This window comes from Nocardia sp. NPDC051981, from assembly GCF_040680715.1.
Taxonomy (GTDB): domain Bacteria; phylum Actinomycetota; class Actinomycetes; order Mycobacteriales; family Mycobacteriaceae; genus Nocardia.
This window is the reverse complement of the sequence record NZ_JBFAXK010000001.1, coordinates 609,578-623,936: the sequence shown is the minus strand read 5'-3', so window position 1 is coordinate 623,936 and position 14,359 is coordinate 609,578. Positions and strand designations below refer to the sequence as shown.

Sequence of the window (14,359 nt, the reverse complement as noted above, 5' to 3'; positions counted from 1 at the left end):
TGGGGCTCCCCTCGGAAGTCGGTGTCATCGGGCGGCCGCCCCGGCGTGACGGCGGCGGTGACGATCGATCTGCATGCGGACGTCGTCGGAGATGGTGGGTTCGGCCTCGGCCAGCAGGTCCAGGCGGGCCGGGTCGGCGCCGGTGAACAGGTCGCGGACGGTGATTCGGTGCTCGGGTACGTACATCACCCGCACCTCGTCGCCCGCGCCGATCGTGCCGTCGGTGAGCACGCGCAGATAGGCGCCCGTATTCGCCCGTGCGGTGAAGCGTTTCACCCACTGCGGTTCGCCGGAGTGCCACTGGAAGGTGGAGCACGGGACGCGCGGGGCGGACACCTCGAGCAGGGTGTCGCCGATGGCCCAGCGTTCGCCGATGACCGCGTCGCTCACGGGCAGGCCGGTCAGGCGCAGGTTCTCGCCGAACCAGCCCGCGTCGAGTTCCCGGCCGAGCTCGGCGGCCCAGCGCAGCGCGTCCTCCTCCGCATAGGCGTAGACGGCCTGGTCCACGCCGCCGTGATGTTTGGTGTCGCACACGTGGTCGCCGTCCAGTCCCAGCGCCCGGACCGGAACCCGGTGCGGCACCGGGCGTTTGTCGATGGCGGTGCGACCAACCTTGGAGGAGCGGGCGGGCACCTCCAGCTCGGCGTGCACGACGCAGACGGCCAGCACCCGGCCGGCCGGAACGACGGCGTTCACCGGCCGCGCAGCTTCTCGACGGCGAGCCGGCCGGCCTGCGGCTCGTCGTGGGCGGGTATCGAATCCGGGTCGATGGCCGCCGCACAGGGGCCCGCGACCAGGGCGGTGTCGGCCGGGATGGTGCGCTTGATCAGAGCGAGGGCGATCGGGCCGAGTTCGTAGTGGTCGATCACGGTGCCCAGGACGCCGACGGCCCGGCCGCCCGCGGTCACCGGGTCGCCGGTCGCGGGGCGGGAGTCCGCGGAACCGTCCAGGTGCAGCAGCACCAGGTGCCGGGGCGGCTTGCCGAGGTTGTGCACCCGGGCCACTGTCTCCTGGCCGCGGTAGCAGCCCTTGTTCAGATGCACCGCACCGTGTTCGGCGGGGCCGCCGATCCAGTTCACCTCGTGCGGAATGGTGCGGTCGTCGGTGTCGACGCCCAGGCGCGGGCGCAGCGCGGCCACCCGCAACGCTTCGAATGCCCACAGGCCCGCGGCCGCCGCACCCGCGTCGCGCAGCCGCGTCCACCACGTGGCCAGCTGGTCGCGCGGGACGATCAGGTCGAAGGAGTCGGCGGTGGGCCAGGGCATGCGGCGCAGGAAACCGCCGCCGGGCAGCGGGATCGCGCGGTAGGTGCCGGGAAGGGCTGGGACGCCGAGGGTTTCGATGAGCTCGGCCACACCCGGGCCCAGCAGGCTCAGCACCGCATTGTCGTTCGCGTCGACGGGTTTCGCGTCGGCCCAGAACACCATCTTCTGCAGGAAGCTCAGCAGTTCGGGGCCGCGCGCGCCCTCGGTGTCGATCCACACCGTGCCGTCCAGGTCGGTGAGCACGAAGTGGTTGAGCACCCGGCCGTTCAGATCCAGGTCCAGATTCTCGGCGGATTCCCGGTCGCCCAGATCGGCGACCGCCTGGCTGGAGATGGTGTGCAGCCAGCTCAGCCGTTCCTTGCCCGTGATCGACAGCACGAATCGGTGGGAGCGATCGACCACCGCGACCCCGTGTACCGCCGCGCGCTGCTCGCCGAAGGGATCGCCGTAGTGCCACGCGACCGCGGCATCCGGTGACTCCGGCAGCGCCGCGACCGCCCCTGGAACCTGCAGAATCGGACTGGGTGCAACCGATGAGGACACACACCCACACTAACCCGCCTCTTCGCGCCTTCAGCGCACGGCTCGAGAGCTCCCCCGCCTCCCCGAATATTCAGCGCACGGCTCGAGAGCCCTCACCGGCCGTGCCGCGTACCAGCGATTGGGTGCCGAAACGATTGTGGCCGTACCCGGTGATTTACCCGGATCGGTGCGAGATCAGTTGTCGCGTTGGGAGACGAGACGGTGGCGTGATCGGGTCATGGGTGGGTTTGTCGCGTCCGGAACGATGTCGCCTATGGGCCGCGGGCAGAGGTTTACGGCGTGGCGGCAGGCGGGTTGACCGGCTGGGCGGCGCGGTATGGCCGCCGGGGTCCGCCATCTGTCATAGGGTCGAGTCCATGGTGGAACGGGTTTTGGTGACACTCGACGGCGCGATCCGGGATCCGGACGCGCCGTTGTTGTATGCGGACGACATCGGGGTGCTGCGGGGGGACGGCATCTTCGAGACGGTGCTGGTGCGCGGGGGCGTGCCCGGTGCGCTGGAGTTGCATCTGGCCCGGCTACGCCGCTCGGCGGAGGCGCTCGATTTGCCCGCGCCGGATCTGGAGGCGTGGCGGTTCGCGGTGGAGCTGGCCGCCGAGCAGTGGGGGAGCGAGCGTGAGGGGACGCTGCGCATGGTGCTCACCCGGGGGCGTGACAGCGATCACGGAGCCGCCGGCGAACGCATGGCGAACAAGGGCGGGGACCTGGCCGGCGCCGAACCGGCAACCACCGGTTACGTTTTCGTGGTGCCGGTGCCGGACCGCGTGGAAAAGGCGCGCACCGAAGGTGTTTCGGTGATCACGCTCTCGAAGGGCATCTCCATCGACCTGGCGCAGAACGCGCCGTGGCTGCTGCTGGGTGCGAAAAGCCTGTCCTACGCCACCAATATGTCCGCGCTGCGGTTCGCCCAGCGGATGGGCGCCGACGACGTCATCTTCACCAGCACCGAGCATCGGGTGCTGGAGGGTCCGCGCTCGACAGTCGTCGTGCAGCGCGACAACCAGCTCATCACCCCGCCCGCGCGCAATGGCGTGCTGCCCGGCACCACCCAGCGCGCATTGTTCGCGCAGGCGGAGAAGGCGGGCTGGGAGTGCCGGTACGAGCCGCTGTTCACCGCCGACCTGATCACCGCCGACGCGATCTGGATGCTGTCCTCGATCACCCTGGCCGCGCGGGTCAATTCCCTGGACGGACTGCGCATGTCGGCGCCGGGGAACGCGGACGAGATCGTCGAGATGGTCAATCGCGGCATCGCACTGCCCGGGAGCCTCGCCGACTGGTGATCGGCCCGGGTTTCCCTGACGGTCACCAGGTTCCGGCGGCGACCGGTGGGATTCGCCGCGGCGTGTCCGTCACATTCCGGCAAATATCTGGCACGCTGTGGTGAGGCATACGTTGATCTGAGCTCCCATGGGCGTAATGTCTGATACTACGTCATGTCGTAGATCGGCAGGGAGGTCGGATGAGCGTCGTAGATCTGGCGCGCTGGCAATTTGGAATTACCACCGTCTATCACTTCATCCTGGTGCCGCTCACCATCGGCCTCGCTCCGCTCGTCGCGGGCATGCAGACCGCCTGGGTGATCACCGGTAAGGAGCATTGGCTCAGGCTCACAAAGTTTTTCGGCAAGCTGTTCCTGATCAACTTCGCCCTCGGCGTCGCCACCGGCATCGTGCAGGAATTCCAGTTCGGCATGGGCTGGAGCGAATACTCCCGCTTCGTCGGCGACGTGTTCGGCGCCCCGCTGGCCATGGAGGCGCTGGTCGCCTTCTTCATGGAATCGACCTTCCTGGGCCTGTGGATCTTCGGCTGGACCCGGCTGCCGCAGAAAGTGCACCTGGCCTGCATCTGGCTGGTCGCCATCGGCACCAACGCCTCCGCGTACTTCATCATCGCGGCCAACTCGTTCATGCAGCACCCGGTCGGCGCGAAGTACAACCCGGAGACCGGCCGCGCCGAACTGCACAGCATCTGGGAGGTGCTGACCAACAACACCACCCTCGCCGCCTTCCCGCACGTGGTGGCCGGATCCTTCCTCACCGCAGGCACTTTCGTCGCGGGCATCGCCGGATGGTGGATGGTGCGCAATGCGCGCAAGGGCAAGGCCGAGAGCAGCGACGCGCCGATCGAGGAGGCCCGCACCATGTGGCGGCCGAGCGCGCGCCTGGGCCTGTACGTGATCCTGGTCGCCTCGGTCGCACTCATCTTCACCGGTGACATCCAGGGCAAGCTCATGTTCAAGCAGCAGCCCATGAAGATGGCCTCGGCCGAATCGCTGTGCCACACCCAGACCGACCCCGACTTCTCGGTCCTGACGGTCGGCACCCACAACAACTGCGACAGCGTCGACCACCTCATCGAGGTGCCCTACGTGCTGCCGTGGCTGGCCAGCGGCGACTTCACCGGCGTCACCCTGAAGGGCGTCAAGGACCTGCAGGTCGAGTACAACCAGAAGTACGGCGTCGGCGACTACCGGCCCAACCTGTTCGTGACCTACTGGTCCTTCCGCGCCATGATCGGCTTCATGGCCGGCCCGATCCTGTTGGCGCTGGCCGGATTCTGGGTCACCCGCCGCGGCCGGGTACCGGATCAGACCTGGTACAAGTGGCTTTCGCTGCTCGCCATCGCGACCCCCTACCTGGGCAATATCTCCGGCTGGGTGTTCACCGAGATGGGCCGTCAGCCCTGGGTGGTCGCGCCCAACCCGACCGGCGACCAGCACATCCGGATGACGGTGCAGCAGGGCGTCTCCGGGGTATCGGCGGGCACGGTGCTGACCTCGCTGATCGTCTTCACGGCGCTCTACGGACTGCTGGCCATCGCGTGGTTCTACCTGATGCGCCGCTACGTGAACGCCGGACCCGAGAAGGCGTCCACCGATACGGGCCCGGAGATGACCGGGGAGCCCGTCGAGAAGCTTTCCTTCGCCTACTAGGAGCCGAGGATGAGTCTCCCAGAATTCTGGTTTCTCCTGATCGCGGTGTTGTTCACCGGCTATTTCGTGCTGGAGGGCTTCGACTTCGGCGTCGGCATGCTGATGCCGATCATCGGTCGCGGCGACGAGCAGAAGAAACGGACCGTGCTCAACACCATCGGCCCGGTGTGGGACGGCAACGAGGTGTGGCTGCTCACCGGCGGCGGCGCCATGTTCGCCGCCTTCCCGGAGTGGTACGCCAGCCTGTTCTCCGGGTTCTACCTGGCGCTGCTGCTCATCCTGGTCGGGCTGATCGCGCGGGCCTGCGCCATCGAGTGGCGCGGCAAGATCAACGATCCGCGCTGGCGCACCTGGTGTGACGTGGGCATCGCGCTCGGTTCGTGGATTCCGGCGCTGGCCTGGGGTCTGGCCTTCGCGAACATCGTGCGCGGTGTGCAGCTCAACGAGCACAAGCACATCCAGGGCACGCTGCTCGACCTGCTCAACCCGTACGGCATTCTCGGCGGGCTGGCCACGCTGCTGCTGTTCCTGCTGCACGGCGCGTTGTTCATCGCCCTGAAGACCGGCAGCGAGGTGCGCGACGACGCCCACCGCATCGTCCGGCTGATCTTCGCGCCAACCGCGGTGGTGGTGGCGTCCTTCGGCATCTGGACCCAGCTCGCCCACGGTAAGGGCTGGACCTGGATTCCGCTGGTGCTGGCCGTGGTCGGACTGGTGGTGGCGGGTCTCGCCGCCATCCGGGGCCGGGACGGCTGGGCCTTCACCGGCACCGCGGTCACCATCGCGGCGGCCACCGTGCTGCTGTTCGGGTCGCTGTTCCCGGATGTGCTGCCGTCCACCATCAATGACGCGTACAGCCTCACCGTCGATGGCCGCGGCGGCACCGTGGCGGCGTCCTCGACCCACTACACGCTGGTGGTGATGAGCTGGGTCGCGGTGGGCCTGGTCCCGATCGTGCTGATCTACCAGGCTTGGACGTACTGGGTGTTCCGCAAGCGGCTCACCGTGGAGCAGATCCCGGCCTCGATCGGGCTGCCCATGGAATCCGCGAAGAGCTGAACGGAGCGGGCGCACCGGACGTGATGTCCACGGGCCCGGCGCGCCCGTTCGCAGAGGAGATCGACCATGGCACGACCGGTGGACCCGCGATTGTGGCGGCACGCTCGCTCCGCCCGCAGGTATCTCGGGCTGAGCGTGGGGCTGTCGCTGGTCACCACGGGGTGCATCGTGGTCGCCGCGCTCGCGCTGGCGCGGGTGCTCGCGGGGGTCATCACCGAACCGGACCAGCGGCGTATCGGTTCCTGGACCGTCGAACTGGTGATCTTCGCGGTCGCGGTCGGGTGCCGGGCGGCCGCCACCTGGTGGCAGTCGCGGCTCGCGCACCGGGCCGGGGCGCAGGTGGTCGCCGAACTCGAGACCGCCGCGCTGGCAGCCGGGGCCCAGCTCCCGCCGCGGGAATTGGAGAGCCGCCGCACCGAACTCGCGGTCGTGGTCGGCTCCGGATTGAGCGGGCTGCGCGCCTACCTCGCGGGCTACCTGCCCGCCCTGCTGCTGGCGATGCTCGTCCCACCGGTGGTGCTGGCCGTGATCGCGGTGCACGACTGGGTCTCCGGCCTGATCATCGTCGTCACCCTGCCGCTGATCCCGATCTTCATGATCCTCATCGGCCTGCTCACCCAGGGGAAATCCGCCGGCACCCTGGCCGCCACCACCCGGCTCTCCGACCAGCTCCTCGACCTCTTCGCGGGCATGCCGACCCTGCGCGCGCTCGGCCGCGAGACAGGACGCGCGGATAGCGGTGGGGGAGACGGCGATTCGCCGCGCAGCATGGCGGGCCGGGTCCGCGAGCTCGGCGATGTGCTGCACCGCCGGACCATGTCGGCGCTGCGCTTGGCGTTCCTGTCCTCGATGGTCCTGGAAATGCTCGCCACCCTGTGCGTGGCTCTGGTCGCGGTCAGCATCGGCATGCGCCTGGTGTTCGGCCACATGGGCCTGTACGCGGGCCTGCTCGCTCTCATCCTCGCCCCGGAGGTCTACCTCCCGCTGCGCGCCGTCGGCGAACGTTTCCACGCCGCCCAAGACGGAATGGCCGCCGCCGACAAGGCTTTCGCCATCCTCGAGCCGGACACCGCGTCCGCGGCGCCGACGCCCGTGCCGGCCGCACCCGAGCACCGGAACCTGCACGGCCACATCGACATCCGCGAACTCACCGTGCGGTCCCGCGACGGATCCGCCCCCGAAGGGCTGTCCGCTGCCCTCCGGCCGGGCACGGTCACCGTCCTGACCGGTCCGAACGGGTGCGGCAAATCGACCGCGCTGCAAGCCATCCTGGGCCTGCTCACCCCGGACGCCGGCAGCGTTCTCGTCGACGGCACACCCGTCTCCGATCTGGACCCCGACCACTGGTGGTCCCACATCGCCTGGCTCCCCCAGCGCCCCGTCCTCGTCCCCGGCACCCTCCGCGCCAACCTCGAACTCCTGGGCCCGCCATCCGGCCCGGACCAGGTCGACGCCGCCTGCGCCGCAACCGGTTTCGACGCCGTCCTGGCCACCCTCCCATCCCGCTGGGACACCGTGCTCGGCGCCGGCGGCATCGGCCTCTCCCTGGGCCAGCGCCAGCGCCTCGCCCTCACCCGCACCCTCGCCGCCCCACGCTCGATCCTGCTCCTGGACGAACCCACCGCCCACCTCGACGACGCCTCCGAGACAACGGTTCTCGCGGCCCTGACCGCCCGCGCCCGCGCCGGAGCCACCGTCGTCGTGGTCGCCCACCGCCCCTCCGTTCTCGCCATCGCAGACCACGTGGTCGAAGTCCGGGCCACGACCACGGCGCAGTCCGAGCATGAACCGCAGTCGGATACGACGGCCGCTGCCCCACGGCGATCACAGGCGGCGACGAACTCGGCTGCCGAGCTCAGCGGCAACGCCGCGCCAGGGTCTTCCGGCGCATCCGCCGGAACAGGGATCGAAGGGTCAGCGGCCGCTTCGGATCCGGGCGCCTGCGGACCCGCGCCGGAAACCGCTGCCGCCAAGTCAATATCAGGTCCGCGAGCGGATCCGGGTCCTCGTCGAGCGGACGGGGGCGCACTCGGCCGAGCCGGGAGCGGCGCGGCCGGGAGCGCGGGTGCGGTGAGCTCGATGGAGGTGTCGGCGCGATGAGACCGGTACTGGCCGATTTCCGGCGGATTCGGGAGCTGCTCGAGCTGTCCCGGGGACGGATGGCGCTGTCGGTGGGATGGGGGGTGCTGGCGCTCGGGAGCGGGCTCGGGCTGGCGGCGTTGGCGGCGTGGCTGATTGCGCGGGCGTGGCAGATGCCGCCGGTACTGGATCTGAGCATTGCCGTGGTGACCGTTCGGGCGCTGGGTATTTCGCGCGGGCTGTGCCGGTATCTGGAGCGGCTGGCCACTCACGATGTGGCGCTGCGGTCCATGAGCACCGCGCGGACCACGACCTATCGGACGCTGGCGGGTGCGGACATCTGGCGGTTGCGGCGGACCGGGTCGGCGGACGGCGATGCCGCCGGACCGGCGGGCGCGGAAGACGAAGCCCGGCAGGGGGATCCGACGCATCTGCGGCGCGGTGAACTGCTCGGCCGGGTCATGAGCGATATCGACGATCTCGGCGCCGTGGTGGTGCGCGCGTTCGTCCCGATCGCGGTGGCGCTGATCCTATCGCTGCTGGCCGTCGGACTGCTGGCGAGTATCTCGGTGCTCGCGGCGGTGATTCTGGCGGTGGCGCTGGCCGTTTCGGGCATCATCGCGCCGTGGCTGTCGGCGCGCGCGGCCCGGGAGGCGGAGCTCGCGGTGCGGACCGATCGCACCGAGTTCACCGCCGAGGCGCTGAGCGTGCTGGACCACGCACCCGAATTGCGGGTGGCGGGCCGGCTTTCCGCGGCGGTCGGCGCGGCCGCCGCGGCGGGGCAGCGGGCGGTCGCGGCGGAGGATCGGGCGGCGGCGCGCAGCGCGTGGGCCGCGGCGGTGCTGCCGCTGTCCATCGGGGCGAGCGTGCTGGGTGCGCTGCTCATCGGAATCGTGCTGTACGGCAGCGGTTCTCCCATCCCGACCGCGGGCTTCCAGACCGTCCCGCCGGGCGGCATCACCCCGATGGCGTTCACGGTGCTGGTCCTGGTCCCGCTGTCCGCTTTCGAGGCCGTGGCGGTGCTGCCGGCCGCCGCGCAGGCCCTCACCACCGGCCGCGCCGCCCTGCACCGCCTGGATCGGCTCGAGCACGGCGTATCCGAGGCTCCCGCACCGAATCTCCCCGCACTGCCGCCGGGCCGTCGGATCGCCGTGGTCGGCCCCAGCGGCGCGGGCAAGACCACGCTGCTGATGTCCTGGGCTGGGCTCTTCGAGACGCCGCGCCCGGGCGTCACCTTCTTCGCCGAGGACGCGCACCTGTTCGGCACCACGGTGCTGGAGAACCTGCGCGTGGCCCGCGGCGACATCACCCCGGGCGAGGCCGAATCCGCCCTGCGCGCGGTCGGAGCCGGCGACTGGCTGGACTCCCTCCCCGACGGCGTCGAGACCGATCTGGTCGGCGGCGCGGCCGCGGTCTCGGGCGGTCAGCGCCGGCGCCTCCTGCTGGCCCGCGCCCTGCTCTCCCCGGCCCGCGTGCTGCTGCTCGACGAACCCACCGAGCACCTGGAGGCCGAAGCCGGGGCCGAGCTGCTGCGCCGCCTGCTCGACGAATCCAGTGGCCTGGTGGAGCGCGACCGCACCGTGGTCGTCGTCACCCACCAGCTGCCGCCGGACACGAAGGCGGACACCATCGTTCGCGTCGAGCCGGGCGGAACCGTCGCCATCGCTCGATCTATTCCCACAACGCCGGTCTGACCTGCGATTTCGCAATCCGAGAAAATACGTTGCCGCCACCGTCTCATCCGACTAATTTCGTCGGTACACAGGAAGGAGGTGGTTCGAGAATGATTTCTAGGACGCGTGAGGTGGCTGCCAGCTAGGCGCTACCGCTGCAATCGGATTCCGATCGCGCGAGCCCTCGCGAATCCAAGGCAGTCACCCGGCCCCCGAGTTACGGTCCGTCCGACCGGACCCACGTGAACGTTGCATCCGTGGGTACAACTCGGGGGCCGTACTGTTCCGCCTCCCCGCGACTTCAGCGGGCGGCTGAGAGCCGTCCCGGTCGGCATTCCGTGCCTGCGTCGGGCGCCGAAACAATTTTGGGGGTACCCCAAGAGGTACCCCCATCGCTGCGAAATCAGTTGTCGCGTCGAGAATCGGCCGCTAGCCGATGTAGCGCTGCAATCGTGCCGAGAGCCGCGGCTCCAGTGCGCCGTCGGCGGCGATGCGCTCCTCGACGTAGCCCAGGTCGCCGCCCTCGACAATGCCGTAGAGCCGCTTCGCACCGCCCACCACGATGCCGGACTGGCTGCGGATCACCACGTCGGTGGCCAGCTCCCAGGAGGACTGGGTGAGCGCCTGGCCGTAGAACAGCTCGACAATGCCGGTGGAGTGGGTGAGCAGCAGCTCCAGCACCTCGTCGTCACCGTCGATGCCGACCCGCCAGAAACCGCTCTCCCGCAGATCCGGTCCCGCGTACTCGCCCTGGGCGTCCAGCTTCCAGGAGCGCGCCTCCCAGGTCAGGTAGTCGCCGCCGTCGTGCGAGACGATGATCTGCTGACCGAAGCGGTAGTCGCCGGTCTCGAAATCATTGCCCTCGCCCTCACCGCGCCACACGCCGACCAGCGGCAGCAGCGCGAGCATGGAGGAACTCAGATCCGGGCCCAGCCGCAGGTTCGCGGTATCGACGGGCAACGGCAGATCGGGGAGCGTCGGAACGTTCAGCGACCCGGTCGACTTGGCGCGCTCGGCCGCGTCCGCGACCGCCTGGTCGCCGCTGCGCCGGGGGGCGGCAGCATCAGCGGGCTTCGCGCCCTCGTCGTGGCGAACGATCGGCGTCGACGACGACGAACCGTTGGCCACTCCGTTTTCGATGTTCTCGTGGGCCGGATCTGTCACGACTCGGTGAACAGGCGGTAGAGGACGTACAGACCGAACCAGGCGATCAGCACGGAGACGAGAACCAGCAGAATCTCGAAGGTAAGCACCACGGCTCGGAGTCTAATCGCACCGCCGGGATCACATGAAAACGACCCCGGGAAAACTCCGGCACGTACGAGAACGGCCCCGGGATCACGAATCCCGGGGCCGTTCTTGATGTTTCGCCTACTTGGCGACGCTGACGTCCACGTTGTGGATGCCGGCGCCCTCCGGCGACACCTCGACGGTGCCGTTGCCGGACGCGGACAGCGCGCGCAGGGTCCACGTGCCCGGCGCCGCGAAGAAGCGGAAGTCGCCCGTGCCCGAGGCCACGACCTCGGCGGTGAAGTCGCCGTTGCCGTCCAGCAGGCGGACGAACGCGCCACCGACGGTCTGGCCGTCAGCGGTCAGGACGCGGCCGGTGATGACCGTCTCCTTCTCGACGTCGACGTTGGCGGGCAGGGCCTGGCCCTGGGTAGGTGCTGCACACATAGGTAATTACGCTCCCAACTCGATCGGTGCACCGACGAGGGACCCGTACTCGGTCCAGGACCCGTCGTAGTTCTTGACGTTCTGGTGGCCCAGCAGCTCCTGCAGCACGAACCAGGTGTGCGAGGAACGCTCACCGATGCGGCAGTAGGCGATGGTCAGCTTGTCGCCGTCCAGCCCGGCCTCCTTGTAGATCTCCGCCAGCTCGGCGTCGCTCTTGAAGGTGCCGTCCTCGTTCGCGGCCTTGGACCACGGCACGTTGATGGCGGTCGGGATGTGGCCCGGACGCTGCGACTGCTCCTGCGGCAGATGCGCGGGAGCCAGGATCTTGCCCGAGAACTCGTCGGGGGAGCGCACGTCGACCAGGTTCTTGGCGCCGATGGCCTCGATGACCTCGTCGCGGAAGGCGCGGATGGACAGGTCCTGCGCGGCGGCCTTGTACTCGGTGGCAGCGCGGTCCTTGATCTCCTTGGTCAGCTCACGGCCGTCCAGCTCCCACTTCTTGCGGCCGCCGTCGAGCAGCTTGACGTCCTGGTGGCCGTACAGCTTGAAGTACCAGTAGGCGTAGGCCGCGAACCAGTTGTTGTTGCCGCCGTACAGCACCACGGTGTCGTCGTTGGCGATGCCACGCTCGGACAGCAGGGCAGAGAACTGCTCCTGGTTCACGAAGTCGCGGCGAACCTGGTCCTGCAGGTCCTTCTTCCAGTCGAGACGCACGGCGCCCTCGATGTGTCCCAGGTCGTAGGCCGAGGTGTCTTCGTCGACCTCGACGAGGACCACGCCCGGGGTGTTGAGGTTCTCTTCGACCCAGTCTGCGGAGACCAGGACATCGGAGCGAGCCATGTTGTTCCTTTCGATGCGGTGCCGGTACAGGCGTTGCGTTCGTGTGGTTGAGGGATGGACGGTCGGGGGTCAGACAGAGGAGTTCACGGAGCTGGTCGAGGTCGGGACGGCGCTGCCCGGGGACGAGCGGAACCGCGCGACCAGCGGATAGATCTTGCAGCCCAGGCAGATTCCGAAGGCCGCGTTGAGGAAGGCCGCGAACAGCGCGAATCCGGTGAAGATCGCGCCCGCCACGGGGCTGCCGGCGGCGAAGCCCAGCACGCCCAGCACCGCGAAGGCAAGGCCGACCAGCTGCGCGAACCGCAGCGGCGCAACGGGTTCCAGCTCGGTCGGCGCACCGACGCGCGGGGCGACCACGGTGGCGTAGACCCGGCCGTACGGGCTCCGGCGCGGACCATAGGCCGCACCCAGGCCGAACACGATGGCCTGCAGCGCCAGCAGCACGGTGGCGGCGGGAACCGAGACGGCGGCGAGGATCAGAACGAGGGCGAGCACCGCGGTGGTGATCCAGGCGGCGAAGCGGGGGCCGCGGACATCCACCTGTCCTGCGGGTGATGTGCTCGGATGAGGGTTCGACATGGGAGTACTCCTGCGCTGAAGGTGTATTGGCCAGATCGCCGGAGGATCGAAACGATCTCTCGACAGCGGGACAAATCCGGTCGGCGACAGAGGAATACGAAAGGCCGACCGGCTAGCGGCACAGGCAGCAACAACCACCGAGCCGGCACAGGTCTACCGTGCGGCGTCGGGTGAGCATCAGCTCGCGGTTGGATTGCACGAGAGGGAGTTTACCCAATTTTCGGGGGAAATTGGACCCGGGGTCCGTAATGCTGATCACTCAGCGGAGCCGGCGACCGTTAAAGGGGCCAATGACGTGCGCAGATCCGCCGCCTTCGGAACGCCGGAGATACGGAAGCGTTCCAATCCTCGAGAATCCAATCCGAAAGTGGTGGGCAGCGAGAGCACGTTCAGCTCGCGCGCCAGCTCCGGATACGCGTCGATGTCGACCTCGAGATCCAGTGGCGGCACCTCGGCCGACTCCAGCTCGCCGACCACCGACGCGACCACCCGGCGCACCGCCGCGCACGGGCCGCACCAGTCGGCCGAGAAGTGCAGCACGGCGGGCCGTCCCGGGATCACGCCGGCCGCGGCCAGCAGTGCGGCCCGATTCGATTCGGGCTCAGGCGGATTCGGCGCGGCGGCGGCGCGCACGCGACCCTCGTTGCGGCGCACCAGGATTCCCACGCCGGTCGCCAGGACCAGCATGACCACCAGGATCACGATCGCGATCATTGTTTCTGCAACCTGTCCAGGTCGACGATCGCATTGCGGCCGACGCCCTCCACGACGATCTGCCCGCCGCTGGCCTGGACCCGGGTCGGGACGATGCCGAACGGCATGTTCTTGGTGTCGAGGGTACGGGTGAAGCGGGCCAGCACCGCGGGCCGGTCCTGCTCGGGGATGACGATCCGGTCCTGGTCGGGCAGCACCGAATCGGTGTCGGCCTGCAGATCCCGGCCCGCGATGGCGGTGGCGGTGATCCGCACCTCGTCGCCCACCAGCCGCAGATCGGCCAGCACGTGCACCTTCTTCTTCGTCACCTTCTCGCCGCCGTCGCCGCGCGGGTCGGTGACCGCCACGGTGTCGGCGTCCGGGCCGACCGGCACGGTGCCCTCCAGGATGATGGTGCCCCCGTTGGTCGTGGGGACACTGCCGGAACCGCCGGAGCCGTCGGACTTGTCGGTGGGCGGGCCGAAGACCTGCAGGTCCGGAATCTTGAACAGCCGGCCCAGCTCGGTCGGCTCGATGCGCATGCGGGCCTGCACCTCGTCCACCGGGACCTGGCCCACATCGCCGTCGATGAGATTGCGCATCGACAGGTGCACGCCGGTCAGATTGGCCTCGACCGTGATCCGGCCGGGAATGTCCGGGCGCATGGCGCGGGCGCGGACATCGATATTTCCGTACTGACCGTCCAGCGCCTGGGCGACGAACGGGTGCCGCAGCGACTCGTGAATGGTGATCTCCGGATCGGCGCTCAGGTCCGAACCGGTCCGCAGCAGTCGCGAGACCCGGTACTCGGAATACGCCGCTACCCCGAAATCGAGTAGGACGGCCAGCCCTGCCAGGCAGAGCAGTCCGATGAGCAGCCTCCGGAAACGCATAGCTGCACCCTAATAGGGAGGTGTGTCGTTACCACCCGCAGACGTCCGACTCGGGCCGGTCGCGGCCCGGTGAATGACGGGTGAATCGGAAGCGGACCGGACCGAACGGTTGCGACGGCTGGC

Annotated in this window: 12 protein-coding genes and 1 pseudogene; 5 read left to right on the top strand and 8 right to left on the bottom strand. The window is 69.2% G+C overall.

The features are described from left to right. Window positions 1–24 precede the first annotated feature (24 nt). A complete protein-coding gene (locus tag AB0L60_RS02650) occupies window positions 25–696 on the bottom strand; it encodes an MOSC domain-containing protein (protein ID WP_364606058.1) in 672 nt (223 codons plus the stop codon). Then, window positions 693–1,808, bottom strand: a complete 1,116-nt coding sequence (locus AB0L60_RS02645; protein ID WP_364606055.1) for a folate-binding protein — start codon at window positions 1,806–1,808, stop codon at window positions 693–695. The genes AB0L60_RS02650 and AB0L60_RS02645 overlap by 4 nt, the downstream gene beginning before the upstream one ends. A gap of 356 nt (window positions 1,809–2,164) precedes the next feature. On the opposite strand from AB0L60_RS02645, the gene AB0L60_RS02640 reads away from it, so the two are divergent. From AB0L60_RS02640 to AB0L60_RS02620, 5 genes and pseudogenes are all read left to right on the top strand, one after another. Beyond that, window positions 2,165–3,091, top strand: a complete 927-nt coding sequence (locus tag AB0L60_RS02640; RefSeq protein ID WP_364606052.1) for an aminodeoxychorismate lyase — start codon at window positions 2,165–2,167, stop codon at window positions 3,089–3,091. A gap of 179 nt (window positions 3,092–3,270) precedes the next feature. Then, a complete protein-coding gene (locus AB0L60_RS02635) occupies window positions 3,271–4,743 on the top strand; it encodes a cytochrome ubiquinol oxidase subunit I (RefSeq protein ID WP_364606049.1) in 1,473 nt (490 codons plus the stop codon). 9 nt (window positions 4,744–4,752) lie between these two features. Beyond that, window positions 4,753–5,802 carry a cytochrome d ubiquinol oxidase subunit II gene (gene cydB / locus AB0L60_RS02630; RefSeq protein ID WP_364606046.1) on the top strand — a complete coding sequence of 350 codons (1,050 nt, stop codon included), beginning with the start codon at window positions 4,753–4,755 and terminating at the stop codon, window positions 5,800–5,802. A 66-nt stretch (window positions 5,803–5,868) separates the two neighbouring features. Beyond that, window positions 5,869–7,563, top strand: a pseudogene (gene cydD, locus AB0L60_RS02625) (thiol reductant ABC exporter subunit CydD); the annotation flags it as partial. A 335-nt stretch (window positions 7,564–7,898) separates the two neighbouring features. Further along, window positions 7,899–9,575 (top strand): ATP-binding cassette domain-containing protein, encoded by a 1,677-nt coding sequence (locus AB0L60_RS02620; RefSeq protein ID WP_364606043.1) that lies wholly within the window; start codon window positions 7,899–7,901, stop codon window positions 9,573–9,575. Window positions 9,576–9,983: 408 nt separating this feature from the next. Here AB0L60_RS02620 and AB0L60_RS02615 read toward each other — a convergent pair whose 3' ends face one another. The 6 genes from AB0L60_RS02615 to AB0L60_RS02590 all read right to left on the bottom strand — a co-directional run bounded on the left by AB0L60_RS02615 (window position 9,984) and on the right by AB0L60_RS02590 (window position 14,236). Continuing rightward, window positions 9,984–10,652: an FABP family protein gene (locus AB0L60_RS02615; protein ID WP_364606738.1), complete on the bottom strand. Its 669-nt coding sequence runs from the start codon at window positions 10,650–10,652 to the stop codon at window positions 9,984–9,986. Window positions 10,653–10,925: 273 nt separating this feature from the next. Further along, a complete protein-coding gene (locus AB0L60_RS02610; protein ID WP_354830981.1) occupies window positions 10,926–11,231 on the bottom strand; it encodes a DUF1416 domain-containing protein in 306 nt (101 codons plus the stop codon). 6 nt (window positions 11,232–11,237) lie between these two features. Beyond that, window positions 11,238–12,071: a sulfurtransferase gene (locus AB0L60_RS02605; protein ID WP_364606039.1), complete on the bottom strand. Its 834-nt coding sequence runs from the start codon at window positions 12,069–12,071 to the stop codon at window positions 11,238–11,240. A gap of 69 nt (window positions 12,072–12,140) precedes the next feature. Continuing rightward, entirely contained in the window at window positions 12,141–12,650 is a 510-nt protein-coding gene (locus tag AB0L60_RS02600; RefSeq protein ID WP_364606036.1) for a DUF4395 domain-containing protein, read from the bottom strand. A 255-nt stretch (window positions 12,651–12,905) separates the two neighbouring features. Continuing rightward, window positions 12,906–13,364 (bottom strand): thioredoxin family protein, encoded by a 459-nt coding sequence (locus AB0L60_RS02595; protein WP_364606033.1) that lies wholly within the window; start codon window positions 13,362–13,364, stop codon window positions 12,906–12,908. After that, window positions 13,361–14,236: an LmeA family phospholipid-binding protein gene (locus AB0L60_RS02590; RefSeq protein WP_364606030.1), complete on the bottom strand. Its 876-nt coding sequence runs from the start codon at window positions 14,234–14,236 to the stop codon at window positions 13,361–13,363. The genes AB0L60_RS02595 and AB0L60_RS02590 overlap by 4 nt, the downstream gene beginning before the upstream one ends. Between the last annotated feature and the right edge of the window lie 123 nt (window positions 14,237–14,359).